This window comes from Mesorhizobium bavaricum (assembly GCF_056781655.1).
On the sequence record NZ_CM165566.1, the window covers coordinates 5,787,126 to 5,804,582 of the forward strand.

Consider the following 17,457-nt stretch of genomic DNA (forward strand, 5'->3'; position numbering starts at 1 on the left):
ACCGACCCGACCGGCCGCCTTCGCCGGCCCAGCGTGGGAGGAGTTTTGGCATGCCGCAGATCATTTTCTTCACCGTCGTTGGCGTCGCCGCCTATTTCGGCTACCGCACCTTCATCCGCGAAGCCGAGCGCGTGACCGCCAAGGTGCGGCGTACCGAAAAGCAGGCTGCCAACGGCGCGATGGGTACGCTTGTCAAGGATCCCAAGACCGGCGAATACCGGCTGGCCAAGGACTGACCATCATCCCGCATACGACTGACGCCGTGGACACCGACATCGGGTCGCGTACCTGGCACGCACATGCCAAGATCAATCTGGCGCTGCATGTCACCGGCAGGCGCCCCGACGGTTATCACCTGATCGAAAGCCTGGCGGTGTTCACGCGTTTTGGCGACAGAGTCGAGATCGCGCTCGCCGACAGCGATGATTTTGCCGTGTCCGGCCGTTATGCGCCGGCCGTTCCTCTCGACGCCAGCAATCTGGTGCTCAAGGCTCGCGATGCCCTGCGAAGGGAAGCCGGATCCAAGAGAACCCCGCCGGTCGCCATCCGGCTTGAAAAGAACCTGCCGATTGCCTCCGGCGTCGGTGGCGGCTCGAGCGACGCGGCGGCCGTGCTGCGCGGGCTGTCAGAGACATGGGGCCTGGATATCGATGCCACCGATCTGGCGCGGATCGGCCTTTCGCTTGGTGCGGATGTGCCGATGTGCCTGGCGGCCAAGCCGCTGGTCGCGCGCGGTATTGGTGACGAGTTGACGATGGTCCCGGATTTTTCGGCGCTCGGGCTGGTGCTGGTCAATCCGGGCACCGCCCTTTCGACCGCCGAGGTCTTCGCAGCGCTTTCCCGCCGCGACAACGAGCCACTGCCGCCGCTGCCGCGCAGCATCGATTTCCATAGCCTGCGCAACTGGCTGGAGATCACCCGCAACGATCTTGAGCCTGCAGCGCTGACGATGCAGCCCGCCATCGGCAGAGCGCTTTCCTGGCTCAACAAGGCTGGATCGGGATTCTCGCGGATGTCCGGGTCCGGCGCGACATGCTTCGGCCTGTTCGAGACCGGCAATGTCGCCAAACGCGCCGCCGCCGACATCCGCAGCCGCCAGCCCGACTGGTTCGTCGCCGCGACGCGCAGCATGACATCGGAGGCCGATTGAGATGGCCAGGATTGACGAGAGCCGGCCTTTCATCCCGATCCGCATAGCGGTGCTGACCGTGTCCGACACACGCAGGCTTGCCGACGACAAATCCGGCCAGACGCTGGCCGATCGCATCACTGAAACCGGTCACATCCTGGCCGCCCGCGATATCGTCACCGATGACCGCGAGAAAATCCGCGACAAGGTGCTCGGCTGGTCGAAGGACCCGGCGATCGATGTCGTGATCACCACCGGCGGCACCGGCTTCACCGGCCGCGACGTGACGCCGGAAGCGCTGGAGCCGATCTTCGAAAAGCGCATGGACGGCTTTTCGGAAGTGTTCCACCGCATCTCCTACGACAAGATCGGTACCTCGACGATCCAGAGCCGGGCGACCGGTGGCGTCGTCAACGCCACCTTCGTCTTCGTGCTGCCGGGCTCGCCCGGCGCCTGCAGGGACGCCTGGGACGGCATCCTCAAGGCGCAGCTCGACTACCGGCACATGCCCTGCAACTTCGTCGAGATCATGCCGCGCCTGGACGAACACCAGCGGCGCGGAAAATCGGCTCCGTAAAAGCCGAGGCAAAGCGCCGGCTCCACGCCGCATTTGCAAGGCAGAACAATACCGGCGCCTTCGAAACCCCATTCAAACCGAACCCCGGGAAAAGTACCCTGCGTGAAGGCGATCATCGCCGTCACGACAAGGCAGGTACGATGAATGTGCATACTGGCGGATGCCATTGCGGCAACGTTCGCCTTGGATTTTCAACCGGGCTCGACCCGTCGCAAATCGAAGTTCTCGCCTGCCAGTGCTCGTTCTGCGTCAAGCATGGTTCGCGCGCCGTCGCCGATCCGGCCGGCAGATTGACCATCTCGGTCAAGGACAGAACGCAATTGCGGACATATCGGTTTGGGCTGAGGACGGCCGACTATTTGATCTGCCGGGAGTGCGGCGTCTATGTCGCTGCCATCGCAGGGGATGATGACGACGCCAGGGCGGTCGTCATCATCAACGCCCTGGACGACCGAGAGCGGTTCAATCGGGAACCGGTGTCCGTCGCCTTCGATGCCGAAAGCAGAGAGCAGCGCCAGGCCAGACGCCGCGCTCGCTGGATGCCTGTCCAAATGTGCTTCGGATAGTTCCCTTCAACGGATGACCGGCTCGCCATGAAAGCGCCGGCGTGACGGCGGCGACACGCCGAAGCCGACTTCCATCATCAGGCGCGGCGTACGCGCCGGCACGGTGCCCATGTGGAAGCCGAACGGGTCCTCGACGAAGCCGAGGCCGGCGTCGCCGGTCAGCGTCACCGGGCTCTGCTCGCCATAGACATCCAGAACCTCTTGCGCAGGATGGCCGACCAGCAGGGTGAGCTGGTGCTTGAGGCTGCGGCGCTTGTGGCTGCCCCGGACATAGACATGCGGACCGGTGTCGGCGTCGACCGGCTTGAGGTAGAAGAAGAATTTCAGCATGCGCCAGTCGTCGAGGTCGAAATGATACTTGCCGAGCGAGGCAAGGTTCTTGTCGGCGTCCGAAGCTGAACCGGTCGGAAAACTCCACCAGACGCGCGTCGTGATCAGTTTCGCCTGGCCGCCGAGATAGTGCGCGGCGATGTCGAGAAGCAGCGGATCGCGCTGGATGGCGAGTGCCGCCTGGCAGTCGAGGATGCGCTCGAAAAAATGCCCGCTGAGCAGCGAGCGGCCAAAGCGCTTCTCGGCCTCGGCATGTTCACCCGGCATGAATTCGAGACGGCGGTCGAAATTGCCGAAGCAAGGCGTACGCCGGGCGAAATCCGAGATCTCTTCGTGGATCGCCGGCGGCAGGACCAGGCCTGAAAACAGCCCGTCGGAACGCAGCGCGTCGACCACTGCTTGGCGGTCGACGCCGGCAAACATCGTATCCCCCGCATTGTCGGCCGGACGGGCACGTTTTGCGCCGAGCCAATGCACCCGGCGCCCAGGCATCGTGCGCGCCAGCACGAACATCGGCAGCCAGGCGGGGTTTTCGCGCAGGTCCGTCAGATAGGTCGGAATACGCACGGCGATGCGCCGCAGCAGGCTGCCGTTGCGCGCAATAGCCTCGAGACTGGCCGTGCCGGATTTGTCGGGGGTTGAAAGATTCATTGGGTCCTCGGCTATGAGGGCGACACCGATGCCGCATCGGGTGCTCACCACTCGGCATGACCCAAACCCATTCACCCGCCTGAACGGGAAGCTAACCCCGCATCAGATTTTGTGCAATGCACAATGGACAGAGCAGCTGCAAAAAATCACGTCGGCGAGCGGTGCTCTTGCTTCGGCGGCGCCACCCAGATTTCGGCCTCGAGCCGCTTTGTCGCAAGGCCGCGTGCGATGGCCTCGGCGCTTCCGCCACTCTTGGCCGCTGCCGCGGCCTGCTGCTTGCGAATCACCAACCCGTCGGCCAAGGCGCGGTTTCCCGAAAAGATCCGGGCCAGGAACGGTGTCCGGCTGCCGCGCGCCCGCGAGAACCGCGCCGCCATGGTCTGCCTCGCCGTGTGGGCAACAACCGCGTCGATCCAGCCTTCCACCAGCCGCGCGCCCGGCTCCAGAAGCAGCAGCCAGTCGCCCTTGGCCTGGCGGATGCCGACAGCGATACCGCCGGTCACGTACTGACAGCCGGCATGCTCGGCAACTCGATGCGTCTGGTCGGTGGAACCCGTGTCACAGACGATGACGTCACGCACCACGCCCTCGACCGCGCCGCCAATCAGCGAGCCGAGCGTACGGGCTAGGCCCTCCTCGTCATTGCGGGTCTCGATCAGAACACTGAGCATCATTAGCCGAATAGCGGAAAGCCGAACGCAGCGCCAGTTTTTGCAATGCACCCCAAAAAGTTCTTGCTTTGTTCTCATCGACTAAATAGGAATAATTTCATGAACAGAACGATTCGACACAACATGGACAGTCCTTGGGAGCGGGCGAAGATGGAACAGATCGTGCGCGCCGACATTGCAGCTTTCGGGGCAGGAAGAGCCGAGATGGCCAATGCGATGATCGAGCAGAGTGGCATGCGTGTCCGTCCGGACCGCAATCGCGGCAGGTCGGCGGGCATCAATCCGTCCGGCCGGTTCGAGCCGGTCAGCCGGCATGTCTTCGATGATGGCTGGAATTCGCTGGAGGAACTGCCGCCCTTCAAGACCGAAGTGCAGGTCGAGAAGCCGCGCACCATCATCACCCGCAACGAATCGCCGGACATCTCCTTCGACCGTTCGATCAACCCCTATCGCGGCTGCGAGCATGGCTGTGTCTACTGCTTCGCGCGGCCGACACACAGTTTCATGGGCCTGTCGCCGGGTCTCGATTTCGAATCGAAGCTGTTCGCCAAGCCGGATGCGGCGCGCTTGCTCGACAAGGAACTGTCGAAGGATGGCTACCAGCCGCGCACCATCGCCATCGGCACCAACACCGATCCCTACCAGCCGATCGAGAAACAATACCGGATCATGCGCGAGATCCTCGAAGTGCTGGAAGCGCGCGGTCATCCGGTCGGCATCGTCACCAAGTCCGCTTTGGTGACACGTGACATCGATATCCTGTCGCGCATGGCCGAGCGCGGGCTGGCCAAGGTGGCGCTGTCGGTGACGACGCTCGATCGCATGCTGGCCAGGACGATGGAGCCCCGTGCCTCGACGCCGACCAAGCGGCTGGAAGCCATCCGACAGCTTTCGGATGCCGGCATTCCGGCTTCGGTCATGGTCGCGCCGATCATTCCCGGCCTGACCGACCAGGAGATGGAACGCATTCTGGATTCGGCGCGCGCCGCCGGCGCACGCGAGGCGGGTTATGTCATACTTCGCCTGCCGCTGGAGGTCAGTCCCATCTTCAAGGACTGGCTGCTGCGTCACTATCCCGACCGCTACCGTCACGTGATGTCGCTGATCCGCTCGATGCGCGACGGCAAGGACTACGATTCGGAATGGGGCAAGCGCATGAAGGGCGCCGGTCCCTATGCCTGGCAGATCGGCCGGCGCTTCGAGATCACCGCCAAGCGGCTCGGCCTCAACGTCGAGCGGCGCACGCTTCGGACCGACCAGTTCGTTGCCGCCGGAAAAGACCAGGTGCAACTGACGCTGCTTTGAAAATGCAGTTTCCTGCGGCGGATTGATCTGACGCAGCACAAGAATCCCGTCCGGCCTGCCCCGGCCTGCAGACGGTGCCCTCCCGGTCCGGCGCCCCACCCGACCCGGAGGGACTTGCGGAGAATCGGAGCCGATGCGAACCTCGCCGCAACATGGCTCGCGCGCGTTCCGATTCTCCGCTTCTCTTTGAGATCATCGAGAAACCCGACTTCTCCTTCGAGACGAAGGCGATGGCCGACGGTCTGTGGCCGGTGGCGGGAATGGACGAGGCCGGACGTGGTCCCCTGGCCGGGCCGGTGGTCGCCGCCGCAGTGGTGCTCGACCCCGCCAACATTCCGGATGGGCTCGACGATTCCAAACGCCTCAGCCACCTGCAACGCGAAGCGCTGTTCGTGCGAATTCTCGGCTCTGCACTGGGTGTGTCGATGGCATCCATAAGTGCCGAGGGCATCGACGGCAGCAACATCCTCAAGGCCAGCCTTGAGGCGATGCGCCGTGCGGTGATCGGCTTGTCGGTTCAGCCGAAGCTCGCGCTGGCCGACGGGCGCGACGTGCCGCCGGGGCTGCCTTGCGCCGGCCGCGCGCTGATCAAAGGCGACCAGCGCTCGCAATCGATCGCCGCCGCGTCGATCGTCGCCAAGGTGATGCGCGACCGCATGATGTGCGGCTGCGGCAACCATCACGACCGCTACGGCTTCGAGGTCCACATGGGCTACGCCACGGCCCGCCATCGCACGGCAATCGAGGTGCATGGTCCAGTGGCGCGACTGCACCGCGTGTCCTTCGCGCCGTTCAGGCTTGGCGGGACGGAAGTGGCGGAAGAAGAGAGCCTTGCCGGCCTGGATTGATCGGATGGTTTGCCCGCAACAAAAAAGCCGCCAGGTTTCCCGGGCGGCTTCGATACTTTGCTCGGGATAAGAGAGCTCAGTTGAGCTTGGACTTCACATCCACCAGCGATGCCTTGAACAGGTCAGCACCCGCCTTGGCGTCGATCTTGCCGGCGAGCAGCGTGCGCGCGGCCTCGACGGCGATGTCGACGGCGCTGGCGCGGACTTCGCTGATGGCGTCACGTTCGGCTTGGCCGATCTTCTGTTCGGCAAGCGCGGTGCGCCTGGTAACATAGTCCTCGGTCTTCTTGTGCGCATCGGCGGCAAGCATGTCGGCCTCGCGCTTGGCAGCGGCGACGATGTCGGCGGCCTCCTGCTCGGCTTCCTTGCGCTTCTTCTGATACTGGCCGAGCAATTGCTGGGCCTCCTCGCGCAGCCGGCGCGCTTCATCCAGTTCATTGCTGATCCTGTCGGCGCGGGCATCGAGTGCCTTGGCAATCATGCCCGGCACCTTGATGTAGACGGCAACACCGAGGAAGATGAAGAGGGCTATCGTGGCCCAAAGCGTCGCGAGAGATGTGTAATCCATGATGCGCTCCTCACCGGGCCACGGATTTGACCGCGGCCGCGATCTCGGCCTTGCTGGCCTTGCCGCCAACCAGTGCCTCGACGATTGCCGAAGCGGTGTCCTCGGCGATGCTGCCGACTTCCTTCATGGCATTGGCCTTGATGGAAGAAATGCGGGCTTCGGCCTCGCCAAGCTTCTCGTCGAGGGCTGCCTCTATCTTCTTGCGTACGGTTTCGGCCTCGGCCTTGGCCGCATCGTTGGCCTGCTGGCCGATCGCGTTGGCCTTGGTCTTGGCTTCCGCCAGTTCCTGCTCGTAGGCAGCAACAGCGGCGTCGGCCTCGCCCTTCAACTTGGCTGCCTGATCGAGGTCCTGCGTGATGCGATCGTTGCGGACATCGATGATGCCCCCGACGCGCGGCATCACGACCCGCTTCAGGAAGAGGTAGAACAGCCCGAAAGTGATCGCCAGCCACAGAAGCTGCGACGGGAACGTCGCCGGATCGAATGGCGGAAACGTGCCGTGCGCTTCGGCAGGCACGCTCGTGCCGGAATGCGTGTCGCCTTCCGTCGCAGCGTGGCTGGTGTCGGCTGCAGGTGCGGACTCTTGCGCGAAGGCAGATGTCACGAACATGGACTATCCCCGAAATTCAGGCCTGCCGCTTGCGCGGCCGGCCTGTCCAATCTTCCCAATGCTCAGCCGAACAGGGCCAGAAGCGCGATGAGAAGCGAGAAGATGCCCAGAGCTTCGGTCACGGCGAAGCCGAAGATCAGACGGCCGAACTGGCCATCAGCGGCCGACGGGTTGCGCAGTGCGCCCGCCAGATAGCTGCCGAAGATGTTGCCGAGGCCAATGCCCGCGCCACCCATGCCCAGGCAAGCGATGCCGGCGCCGATGTACTTTGCTGCTTCTGCGTCCATTTGTTCAACTCCTTTGGATCTAAAATTCCGTTGCGATTCCATCCGGCGCCAATGCCGGAAACTCTTGATCGGTATCAGTGCCCGGGATGCAGGGCGTCGTTGAGGTACATGCAGGTCAACACCGCAAAGACGTAGGCCTGCAAGAAGGCGACCAGCAGTTCAAGCGCCGTCAACGCCACCGCCATTGCCAGCGGCAGGATCGAACCGGCCACGCCGACCGCGCCGAGCGCGCTCAGGCTGACGACGAACCCCGAGAACACCTTCAGCGTGATGTGGCCGGCGAGCATGTTGGCGAACAGACGAACCGAGAGGCTGACCGGGCGCGACACGAAGGAGATCACCTCGATCAGCACCACCAGCGGCAGCAGGAAGACCGGCACCCCATGCGGCACGAACAGCTTGAGGAAGCCCAGACCGTGCTTCATGAAGCCGTAGACGACCACGGTTCCGATCACCAGGGCGGCAAGGCCGAAGGTGACGATGATGTGGCTGGTGACGGTGAAGAAATACGGGAACAGGCCAAGCAGATTGGCAACCAGCACGAACATGAACAGCGAGAACACGAACGGGAAGAACTTCATGCCTTGGGTGCCGGCGGCATCGCGCAACATGTTGCCGACGAATTCGTAGGCCATCTCGGAGACCGACTGAAGCCGGCCGGGAACCAGGCTGCGGCTCGACGTCGTGAGAAACAGGAATGCGGCGGCAACGACCACGGTCGCGACCATGAACAGCGCCGAATTGGTGAAAGACAGGTCGTAGCCGCCGATCTCGATCGGTATCAGCTTGTTGATATGGAACTGGTGGATCGGATCGACCTTGTCAGCTGCCACGTTCAAACCCCGTCAATGCCGCGTACGGCCTCGTTACCATTACCGCACATGAAAGCGCGGTCATTTCTTGTCGTCTTGGTCGGGGCGCGATTTATCGCCCTGTCCGAATTCTGCCACAACGCCCGCGGAACGCATGACATTGAGCACGCCGGCGCCAAAACCAAGCAGCAGAAACACGATCAGACCCCATGGCGATGTCCCCGCCAGACGGTCGATGATCCAGCCGATGCCGGCCCCTACCACCACTCCCGCGATGAACTCGCTGGAGAGTTTGAGCGCCTGGCCATAACCGGCCACACTGCCCGCTTTCGCGTCGTCTTTCCCCTCGAGCCGGTCCGGCCGCCTTGTCGCAAGAGATGCTCCAAGTTCACGCCGGCGGCGCTCAAGATCGTCGTCGCGGATGTCGGCTTCATGCTGCTTGCCGCGGCCGGTTTCTCCGGTTCCGTCTGGCCTGTTTTCATCGGCCATCGCAACCCCCCTGCCCGGTCAGACCGTCACCGTCCGTCCGCTTCTAAAGTCGCCGGCAACATAGTTAGAGGGTTTGCGCCAGTCAAGCCACGGGCGGAAGTTCATTGCCATGTATTTTAGGCAACAAAATCAATTGTTTATAAAGGTGCGACATCGTGCCCGCCACGATGACGCGGATGCGTTGCACGAATCCCCCCGGCAATGGCTCTTTGATCGACTGCATGCGGCGCGAGAAGATCAGCAATCGTTCGGCGCTCAGCTCCAGCCGCCGCCATAGGTCCGGTAGAAGATATGCAGGCCGATCTTGGTCATCTTCTGCATCGTGCGCGCCCAGCCGGGATGGACATATTGGGCGTAGTAGTGGGTCGACGAGCCGACCTCGGGGATGAAGATCTTGCCGGCGGTGACGGCCATGGCGATATCCTGCGCGGTCTTGTAGGCGGCAGGACTATCGATGCGCTTCCTCCTGCCATCGCAGGCGAAAGAGAACTGGCAACGGTTGAACCAGCTGTCGTTCTGGTAGACGACGCCGCAGATCGAATTCGGATAGGCCGGGTTGCGGACGCGATTGAGGATGACCTGGGCGACGGCGGCCTGACCGCGCACGGATTCGCTCCTGGCCTCGAAATAGATACCGTTGGCAAGGCATGCCTGCTCCTTGTTGGAGAAGACACTCGCAGGCAGCGGATTCTGGATCCACGAGTGATCGCCCTTGGCCATCGGCGGGATGAAGCGGCCGTCATTGGGCTGCTCGTCCTGAAGCAGGGCTTCGAAGGGTGACGCCTTGGCATAGTCGGGCTCGGCCTGCGCGTAGGCGGTCGCCAGTACGTCCGGATGGTCGTTGTTGACCAGCGCGGCAAGCATGGCCGGCACGCCGGGATCCGGCTTCTTGTCCTCGCGCGCATGGAATGCCGCGGCGATCTGGATTTCCTTGCCTTTGATCTGCGGCTTGGCGAAGGCCATCTTCAGGCCGCTGTCCATGCTGGGCCGCAGCAAGGAGGAGGTGCGCTCGAAGATCGAGCCGGCATTGAAGTTCTTCGGTGGCGCCACGGGAGACATCTGGACGATGCGGCCCTTCTTGTCGGCGCGCACGACACGATCCTCGTCGGGCGTGCCGCTGACCTTGCCGCCCTTGCCACGAAACGACACGTTGCCGATACCGGCCAGATGGACACCCGATCCGGAAATGGAGCCGGTGACGTCGGAATCGACGAACGGCATCTCGGCCGCATGGGTCGAGCCGGCGACGGATTTCTCGACATAGGAGTTCCAGCGGGTGTTTGGCGCTTCGAGGCCGGAGACAAGGCTCGTCATGTCCTGGTAGGCAACGATGGTCGGAAAGCCGATCCAGATTCCGAGACCGATTACGAACGGAGGCAGAAAGCCACGTTTTCTCTCACCGGCGGCGGCAAAAAGCCGCTTCAACACACGTCGATGCACGGAACTCTCTCCAGGAACGCGACTGACCCCACTGGAGAGCAAAATGATGCATTAACCTTGATGGGACGTTAACGGGTTCGATCGGGTTTTCTCAGTCGGCTCAAGGTCGTGGTTCCGAAGTCGGGCGGTTTTGCGGCCGGCCTGTGAATTCAGGCCGGCCGCAGGAAGAGCGGCCGGGCGATCAGCGCACAGACGGCGGCCGACAGCCAGACTCCCGTCCATGATCCAACGACCAGAAGCCCGGGGATGGCGATCGGCACCAGGAAGAAGGCGACAAAGACAAAGCTGTTGCCGAGGCCGAGCGCCGTCCCGGCATTGCTGGCACCGGCAAGCGTGGCAAGCTCGGTGTAGGCAACGCCGTGCCATGCCGAGACACAGATGCCGGCGACGATTAAGGCGGCAACGATCGTCGCCGCGAGCACCGGCTGCCAGCCAGGAATGGCGGCCGCGACAAACACAAGCAGCGTGAGGGTGGCGAAAGCGGCCGCGCTCAGCATGCTGAAAAGGCGCAGGAACGCGCGGCGGTTGCCGTGACGGTCGGTGAAGCGGCCGCTCCAGACGCGCATGACCATGGCGCCGACCTGCACGGCTGCCAGGCTGGCGCTGATCACTGCCGTTCCCATGCCGCCGAAATCATGCAGGAAGACGGAGGCGAAGGTGAGCACCGCCACTTGCGGGACGCAGAGCAGGCCGATGGCCATTGCAATGCGCCAGACGTCGGGGTTGCGCAGCGGTGTCGGGCCAGCCGACACCATCGCGTCGCTGGCGGACGTCGCGTCTTCTCCGATTGGCGGCTGGCGCAACCAGCGCCAGGCGAAGAGCGCCGTGACGGCGGAGAATGCGGCCAGCAACCCATAGACCGAGGCAAAACCATGCGTCGAGGCGAGCGACGGCAGGACAAGGGCGCCGAGCCCGCCGCCGAGTGGCACTGCAGTTTGCCTGATGCTCATGGCGAAGCCGCGCTCGCCTTCACGGAACCAGGCCATGATGGCGCGGCCGCTCGAGCCGTTGACGCTGCCGCCGAGCAGACCGGTGACAAGCAACGCGGCGGCCAGAAGCGCAACCCCGGGAAGGTGTGCCGGCGACGGCACGACCAGGAATGCCATGAGAAACAACCATGCCGCGGTGGCGCCGAGCCCGGTGAGCAGCACGCGGCGATCGCCCCAGCGATCGGTGAGCAATCCCCATGGCAGCTCACTCAGCGCCACACCCAGGCCGAGGAGACCGAGGACCAGCCCGAGCTGGCCGTTGCCGAGCTGATAGCCGGAGCGCAAGAAGACCGCCGTCGCCGGAATGCCGGAGAAAGTCGCGGAGAAACTGGCATTCGCGGCAACGCCGATGCCCAGCACCTTCCAGCGATGATTGGAGCGGACTGTCGCGGCACCGGCGGCTGCTCTCGCCTGCTGCCGAGGCCTGCCCTGGTTGCATTCCAAATCCGTAGCGACGAGCGACATGGCTGAATTTCCCTTGATGGTCCACTGCATCCGGACCTTGACGCTCCGTTTTTACCGCCATAGCTTCGTGCTGAATATCGGGAAGTATTTGACCGATTGTCCCGAAAATCAGGATTATTTCCATGCGACGCGTAACATTCGACCTCGACGTTCTCCGCAGCTTCGTCACCGGCATGGAACTGGGCAGCTTCGCCAAGGCCGCCGACCGGCTTGGCCGGTCGACGTCGGCGGTCAGCGCGCAGTTGAAGAAACTGGAGGAGCAGGCGGCGACGCCGATCTTCCGCAAGTCGGGACGTGGCCTCGCCTTGACCGAAGCCGGCGAGACCATGCTCGGCTATGCGCGCCGTCTGATCGAACTCAATGACGAAGCGGCATCCGCGATCCATGACGTCGAGTTGGAAGGCTGGGTACGGCTTGGGCTGCAGGAGGATTTCGGTGAGGCGGTGCTGCCTGACGTGCTCGGCCGCTTCGCCCGCGCTCATCCCAAGGTCAAGATCGAAGCCAGGATCGCACGCAGCTACGACCTCGCCGAAAGGATCATGTCAGGCAACCTCGACATCGCTCTCGCCTGGCACAGCGGCGAGACGCTGCCTTACAGCGAGCATGTCGCCGACGTGCAGATGCGCTGGATCGGCCCGGCAAAGCGCATCGAGACCAGCCTGCGCGACGGTGAGCCACTGCCGCTGGTGGCGCTCGAAGCACCCTGCCTTTTGCGCACGGTGGCAACCGAAACGCTCGACCGCGCCGGCCTGTCGTGGCGGATGGCCTTTTCCAGCCCGAGCCTCGGCGGCATCTGGGCAGCCGTCGCGGCGGGACTGGGGCTGACGATCCGCACCGACATCGGCCTGCCGGCCAGTGTCAGCGCGATGACACCGGAGATCGCCGGGTTGCCGAAGCTGCCCAAAATGGCGTTATTCCTGCATCGCAAGGACGCCGAGCCCGAGCCGGTAGTCGCTCGCCTTGCCGACATATTGCTTCAGGCGGCACGGCAGGCGCTGCCCGAAAATGGGCGGGCCAACGACCACGGTTTGCGCAACGTAGCGTGATCATGGCGCCGGACCGGCGCCGCGGCTCAGCTGCGCTTCTTGGCCCTGCCGGCGAACGGATTGTCGGAGGTGCGCAGCGCAATGCGGATCGGCACGCCGGGAATGTCGAAGGCCTCGCGCAGGCTGTTGGAGAGATAGCGGACATAGGATTGCGGCATCGCATCCGGCCGCGAGCACTGGACGACGAAGCCCGGCGGCCGCGTCTTGGCCTGGGTGACATATTTGACCTTCAGCCGGCGGCCGGCGACGGCAGGCGGCGGATGATGCGCCAGTATGCTCTCCAGCCAACGGTTGAGCTTGCCGGTCGAGACGCGGCTGTTCCACACCTTGTGGGTCCTCAGCACCGCATCCATCAGCTTGTCGAGGCCGCGCCCGGTTTCGGCCGAGACAGGCACGGCCTGGATGCCGCGCACCTGCGGCAGCAGCCGCTCGGTCTTCTCGCGCAGCTCCGCCAGAAGCTCCTGCGGGTGGTCGATCACGTCCCATTTGTTGAAGGCGATCACCGGCGCCCTGCCCTCGCGGATGATCAGGTCGGCGATCTGCAGATCCTGCTTCTCGAAGGGAATGGTGGCGTCGAGCACGATGATGACGATCTCGGCGAAGCGGATGGCGCGCAAGCCATCCTGCACCGACATCACTTCCAGCTTTTCATGGATCCTGGCCTTGCGGCGCATGCCGGCCGTGTCGAACAGCTTCAGGCGGCGGCCATGCCAGTCCCAGTCGACCGAGATGGAATCACGGGTGATGCCGGCTTCCGGCCCGGTCAACAGCCGCTCCTCGCCGATCAGCGCGTTGATCAGCGTCGATTTGCCGGCATTCGGGCGGCCGACGACGGCGATGCGCATCGGCTTGGTGTCGTCATACCAATGCACATCTTCGGCATCCGGGTCGACGATGTCCTCGCCGATCAGCACCTCGCCGGCGGCGAGTTCCTCACCGACACCATCCTCTTCTTCGCCGAAGGCACGTGCCTCGCCAAGCGCGCCGATCACAGCGTCGCGCAAATCGGGCATGCCCTGGCCGTGTTCGGCAGACACCGGGATCGGCTCGCCAAGACCGAGTTCCCAGGCCTCCAGCATGCCGCCCTGGGCGCCCTTCGCCTCGGCCTTGTTGGCGACCAGCACCACCGGCTTGCCGGACTTGCGCACGATCTCGGCGAACGTCTTGTCGTCGGGCATCAGGCCGGATTTGGCATCGACCGTGAAGAAGATCAGGTCGGCCTCGCGGATCGCGATCTCGGTCTGCGCTCGCATGCGTCCGGGCAAGGTCGAGGCGGCGGCATCCTCGAAGCCGGCGGTATCGATGACGTCGAAATGCAGGTCGTAAAGCTTGGCGGCATGGACGCGGCGATCACGGGTGACGCCCGGCGTGTCGTCGACAAGCGCCAGCTTCCTTCCCACCAGCCGATTGAAAAGAGTCGATTTGCCGACGTTAGGTCTGCCGATGATGGCGACTTTGAAGGTCACGACGCACTGCCCGACCCGCGGATCAGCTCGGACATCAAGGTTGCCCGCTCGCGGGTGTTGCGCGGGGCGCCGTCATCGGCGGCGATCTGGTCGAACAGCTTCAGCGCATCCTGGGTCTTGCCTTCCTTCCAGGCGGAAAGACCGAGCGCCTCGCGCGCCGTGTGGCGCAGCGTGTTGGTATCGGATGTAAGCGCCTCGACACGGCTGGAGACGTCGGCGAAGGAGCCATTGTCGACAAGCAGCAGCGCTGCCCTGAGGCGCGCCATGTCGCGAATGCCCGAGGGAATGGCCGTGTCGGCGGCGACATCGTCGAAATCCTTGACGGCGGCGGCAACGTCGCCCTTGTTGGCCTTGACGGTCGCGCCGCGCATGCGGGCGAGCAGCGGATAGGCGCCGTAGCCGTCCTTCTCCAACTGGTCGAGGGCGGTCAGCGCTTCGTCGTTCTTGCCGTCATTGGCGAGCTTCAGCGCCTGCGAAAATGCATCGCCCGAGCGGTTGGCGCGCGTCTCGTCCCAATAGCGATAACCGACGAAGGCGGCGGTGCCGAGCACCACGAGGATCGCGAGGACAAGCAAAGCGGGACCGAAACGGTCCCACAGCTTCTGCGCCTGTTCGCGACGCATCTCGTCGTTGACTTCACGGATAAAACTGTCGTCGGACATCAATCAAAACCATTCCTGCCCTCTCGGGCCGTTGTCAGCCCGCGTTTTAGCGAAATTTTGTCGGCATGGAAGGGGTTCAACCGGAAAATCGCCTATTCCCGAGGCTGGTTGCCAAAAAGGCCAATCGCACCTACGCCACATTTGAGCGATAGCCGGCTTCCAGACATTCCCTGAGTGCAGATTGCCGATGTACCGTCCGTTTCGCGTTGTTGTGTTTTCCATCGCCTCGCTCGCCACTGCCGGTGGGGCTTTGGCCGATCCGCCCGCGCCGCCAGCGCCGGCAAAGCCCAGGCAGGTCGTCATTATCTCGTTCGACAGCGCCCGCGACATTTCGCAGTGGAAGCGCAGCCGGGCACTGGCGCAGCGCACCGGCGCGCATTTCACCTATTTTCTCTCCTGCGTCTTCCTGCTGTCGCCTGAGACGCGCAAGGAATATACGGCGCCCGGCAAAACGGCCGGCAAATCCAACATCGGCTTTGCCGCCTCCAAGCAGGAGGTGACCGAGCGGCTCGAGCAGATCGGACTTGCCGCCTCGGAAGGTCACGACATCGCCAGCCACGGCTGCGGCCATTTCGACGGCAAGGACTGGAGCAAGGCCGACTGGCTGAAGGAGTTCGGTTCGTTCGAGCACATTCTCGAAAACGCCTATGCGATCAACGGTATCGCGCCCGAGCCCAAGGGCTGGCGTGATTTCGCAAGGCATACGGTTGTTGGCTTCCGCGCGCCTTACTTGTCGACAAGCAAGGCGCTTTACGAGGCGTTGCCGACGGCCGGCTATCAATTCGATGCTAGCGGCGTCTCGCAGGGCCCTGCCCGGCCGGCGGCCAGCCACGGCATCACGCACTTTTCGCTGCCGCAGATTCCGGAAGGACCGGAATCAAGGCCGGTGATCGCCATGGACTACAATCTCTATGTCAGACATTCCGGCGGCTTCGAGCGGCCGAGCAAGGCGAACGAATTCGCGAACCGGACCTATGACGCCTTCCGTGCCGCCTTCGATGAGCAATATCAGGGCAAGCGCGTTCCGCTGGAACTCGGCTTCCACTTCGCGCTGATGAATGACGGCGCCTATTGGAACGCGCTGGAGCGTTTTGCCGGCGAGGTCTGCGTCAAGGCCGATGTCGAATGCATCAGTTTTCGCGATTATGTTTCGCGGCAGGACGCGGCCCAGAAGCAGGCTTCGGTCGGCGGCTGAGCCGCCAACCGGTTCGATTTCCAAACCTCGGTCTTTAGGCTGGGTCCTCGGCGCCCTGTCTTGCCAGATAACGCTGGTCGATCTCGGGCAGCGGCTCGCCTTGCAGGGTCGCCTCGAAGGCGCGCAGGCGTTTGTGGACCGATTGCAGCTCGACGATGGTCGACCAGGAGGTGAGCAGAAACTGCAGCGAGCCCGTTACTTTGCCGAAGGCGTTCGAGATCTGGTTCAGCGCGCCGAAGGTGATCTTGTGCGCCACCAGCGACGGACCCAGGATCAGCAGCGCGAAAATGTTGTCAGCCTGCAGGTAGGTGTACCGGACAACGTTGAAATAGATGTAGTGGAAATAGAGCCTGAAATAATTGTGACGAACATTGGCGAACAGCTCGGCCGTGGTGGCTGGCTGGGCCCTGTCCGCATGATCTTCGCCGTACACCAGTTCCTTGCGGTAGGCGGCTTCGACACGCTGGTTGCGGAACTGCAGTCCTGGAAGTTTCATGCCGGCAATCATCACCGAGATCGTTCCGAACAGACACCAGGCCAACGCTGCGACAACCAGTGGCTGGGGAATCGCGCCGATGATCGGCAATTCGGTGATATGGGCCTGCAATTGAATCATGACTGGAAGGAAGGCGATCAGGGTCATGATCGACTGCACAAAACTGGAGCCCAGATCTTCCATGATCTGCGAGAACCGCATCGTGTCTTCCTGGATACGCTGCGAGGCGCCCTCGATATGGCGTAGCCTGCCCCAGTTCTCGACGAAGTAATCGTTCATCGCCGTGCGCCAGCGGAAGATCCAGTGGCTGACGATGAAGGCATTGACCACCTGCACATTCATGCCGACCAGCGCGAGCCACGAAAAGTCGGCCAATCCGATATAAAACTCTCCGTTGGTCGACTTTCCAGTCCCCGACATCAGCCCCTGTACGTAGTCGAAGAAAGGCCCGTACCAGGCGTTGACGGCGACGCTGACCTGCACATTGAAATAGATGAAGAACAGGATGACCGCCGTCATCAGGATCGACCAGCGCTGCCAGGGGTGCGGCGAATACCAGCTCCAGAACGCATAGAAGACGGCGACGCAGAACACGAAATAGAGATAAAACCACAGGAAGGGCGGCGACCAGAGCACGGCGATACCGATGATCGGCGGCGCGCCAGCCGCGGCGGGCGGCAGTCCGAAAACCGCGCCCAGCTGTTCACCACCGAAAAACCAGAACAGGATTGCCGCAAGGCTCCAGATGGCGGCCGAAGAGAAAAACAACTTCGGCTGCGGGAAGAAGGATACGAACACTGTGGGGAATTCCTCGATCTATGCGCAAATCAGCTGATATCAGCGGGCATAAAGTCA

At 63.3% G+C, this 17,457-nt stretch carries 21 protein-coding genes; 8 read left to right on the plus strand and 13 right to left on the minus strand.

Annotation, left to right across the window (positions count from 1 at the left end):
- Positions 1-50: 50 nt before the first annotated feature.
- The 4 genes from AC1RZR_RS28345 (at position 51) to AC1RZR_RS28360 (ending at position 2,272) form a co-directional block, all read left to right on the plus strand.
- Positions 51-236 carry a membrane protein gene (locus AC1RZR_RS28345; RefSeq protein WP_027023000.1) on the plus strand — a complete coding sequence of 62 codons (186 nt, stop codon included), beginning with the start codon at positions 51-53 and terminating at the stop codon, positions 234-236.
- A 26-nt stretch (positions 237-262) separates the two neighbouring features.
- On the plus strand, positions 263-1,150 hold the full coding sequence (locus AC1RZR_RS28350) for a 4-(cytidine 5'-diphospho)-2-C-methyl-D-erythritol kinase (protein WP_481826674.1): 888 nt from the start codon (positions 263-265) through the stop codon (positions 1,148-1,150).
- 1 nt (position 1,151) lies between these two features.
- Entirely contained in the window at positions 1,152-1,706 is a 555-nt protein-coding gene (gene moaB / locus AC1RZR_RS28355; protein WP_477273931.1) for a molybdenum cofactor biosynthesis protein B, read from the plus strand.
- A gap of 140 nt (positions 1,707-1,846) precedes the next feature.
- Positions 1,847-2,272, plus strand: a complete 426-nt coding sequence (locus AC1RZR_RS28360; protein WP_481826675.1) for a GFA family protein — start codon at positions 1,847-1,849, stop codon at positions 2,270-2,272.
- A 6-nt stretch (positions 2,273-2,278) separates the two neighbouring features.
- Here AC1RZR_RS28360 and AC1RZR_RS28365 read toward each other — a convergent pair whose 3' ends face one another.
- The gene (locus tag AC1RZR_RS28365; RefSeq protein ID WP_481826676.1) at positions 2,279-3,253 is read right to left on the minus strand and encodes a hypothetical protein; all 975 of its coding nucleotides are present in this window, start codon (positions 3,251-3,253) and stop codon (positions 2,279-2,281) included.
- A gap of 146 nt (positions 3,254-3,399) precedes the next feature.
- Positions 3,400-3,924 carry a glycosyltransferase family protein gene (locus AC1RZR_RS28370; RefSeq protein ID WP_481829134.1) on the minus strand — a complete coding sequence of 175 codons (525 nt, stop codon included), beginning with the start codon at positions 3,922-3,924 and terminating at the stop codon, positions 3,400-3,402.
- 150 nt (positions 3,925-4,074) lie between these two features.
- On the opposite strand from AC1RZR_RS28370, the gene AC1RZR_RS28375 reads away from it, so the two are divergent.
- Positions 4,075-5,229: a PA0069 family radical SAM protein gene (locus tag AC1RZR_RS28375; RefSeq protein ID WP_379020047.1), complete on the plus strand. Its 1,155-nt coding sequence runs from the start codon at positions 4,075-4,077 to the stop codon at positions 5,227-5,229.
- A 152-nt stretch (positions 5,230-5,381) separates the two neighbouring features.
- Entirely contained in the window at positions 5,382-6,077 is a 696-nt protein-coding gene (rnhB, locus tag AC1RZR_RS28380) for a ribonuclease HII (RefSeq protein WP_477273925.1), read from the plus strand.
- Between the two features lie 76 nt (positions 6,078-6,153).
- Here the strand turns inward: rnhB and AC1RZR_RS28385 are convergent, their stop codons facing one another.
- The 8 genes from AC1RZR_RS28385 to AC1RZR_RS28420 form a co-directional block, all read right to left on the minus strand.
- Entirely contained in the window at positions 6,154-6,645 is a 492-nt protein-coding gene (locus AC1RZR_RS28385; RefSeq protein ID WP_379105645.1) for a F0F1 ATP synthase subunit B, read from the minus strand.
- Positions 6,646-6,655: 10 nt separating this feature from the next.
- On the minus strand, positions 6,656-7,255 hold the full coding sequence (locus tag AC1RZR_RS28390; RefSeq protein WP_477273923.1) for a F0F1 ATP synthase subunit B: 600 nt from the start codon (positions 7,253-7,255) through the stop codon (positions 6,656-6,658).
- 62 nt (positions 7,256-7,317) lie between these two features.
- Positions 7,318-7,542, minus strand: coding sequence for a F0F1 ATP synthase subunit C (locus AC1RZR_RS28395; protein ID WP_006206606.1), 225 nt, complete (start codon positions 7,540-7,542; stop codon positions 7,318-7,320).
- Positions 7,543-7,616: 74 nt separating this feature from the next.
- Positions 7,617-8,375, minus strand: a complete 759-nt coding sequence (locus tag AC1RZR_RS28400) for a F0F1 ATP synthase subunit A (RefSeq protein WP_027142301.1) — start codon at positions 8,373-8,375, stop codon at positions 7,617-7,619.
- A gap of 60 nt (positions 8,376-8,435) precedes the next feature.
- A complete protein-coding gene (locus tag AC1RZR_RS28405; RefSeq protein ID WP_481826677.1) occupies positions 8,436-8,843 on the minus strand; it encodes an AtpZ/AtpI family protein in 408 nt (135 codons plus the stop codon).
- 82 nt (positions 8,844-8,925) lie between these two features.
- On the minus strand, positions 8,926-9,087 hold the full coding sequence (locus AC1RZR_RS28410; protein ID WP_481826678.1) for a hypothetical protein: 162 nt from the start codon (positions 9,085-9,087) through the stop codon (positions 8,926-8,928).
- Positions 9,088-9,098: 11 nt separating this feature from the next.
- Positions 9,099-10,283 (minus strand): cell wall hydrolase, encoded by a 1,185-nt coding sequence (locus tag AC1RZR_RS28415; protein WP_481826679.1) that lies wholly within the window; start codon positions 10,281-10,283, stop codon positions 9,099-9,101.
- A gap of 149 nt (positions 10,284-10,432) precedes the next feature.
- Positions 10,433-11,737, minus strand: a complete 1,305-nt coding sequence (locus AC1RZR_RS28420; RefSeq protein WP_481826680.1) for an MFS transporter — start codon at positions 11,735-11,737, stop codon at positions 10,433-10,435.
- Between the two features lie 122 nt (positions 11,738-11,859).
- Here AC1RZR_RS28420 and AC1RZR_RS28425 point away from each other — a divergent pair, with 122 nt between their 5' ends.
- The gene (locus tag AC1RZR_RS28425; RefSeq protein ID WP_481826681.1) at positions 11,860-12,783 is read left to right on the plus strand and encodes a LysR substrate-binding domain-containing protein; all 924 of its coding nucleotides are present in this window, start codon (positions 11,860-11,862) and stop codon (positions 12,781-12,783) included.
- 26 nt (positions 12,784-12,809) lie between these two features.
- Here the strand turns inward: AC1RZR_RS28425 and der are convergent, their stop codons facing one another.
- On the minus strand, positions 12,810-14,249 hold the full coding sequence (gene der / locus AC1RZR_RS28430) for a ribosome biogenesis GTPase Der (RefSeq protein WP_481826682.1): 1,440 nt from the start codon (positions 14,247-14,249) through the stop codon (positions 12,810-12,812).
- On the minus strand, positions 14,246-14,911 hold the full coding sequence (locus AC1RZR_RS28435; protein ID WP_481826683.1) for a tetratricopeptide repeat protein: 666 nt from the start codon (positions 14,909-14,911) through the stop codon (positions 14,246-14,248). Before AC1RZR_RS28435 ends, der begins: the two co-directional genes overlap by 4 nt.
- Before the next feature lie 187 nt (positions 14,912-15,098).
- Between AC1RZR_RS28435 and AC1RZR_RS28440 the strand changes: the two genes are divergently transcribed.
- Positions 15,099-16,106 (plus strand): polysaccharide deacetylase family protein, encoded by a 1,008-nt coding sequence (locus AC1RZR_RS28440; protein ID WP_481826684.1) that lies wholly within the window; start codon positions 15,099-15,101, stop codon positions 16,104-16,106.
- 34 nt (positions 16,107-16,140) lie between these two features.
- On the opposite strand, the gene sbmA is transcribed toward AC1RZR_RS28440, so the two are convergent.
- Positions 16,141-17,400 (minus strand): peptide antibiotic transporter SbmA, encoded by a 1,260-nt coding sequence (sbmA, locus tag AC1RZR_RS28445; protein WP_477273904.1) that lies wholly within the window; start codon positions 17,398-17,400, stop codon positions 16,141-16,143.
- Positions 17,401-17,457 lie beyond the last annotated feature (57 nt).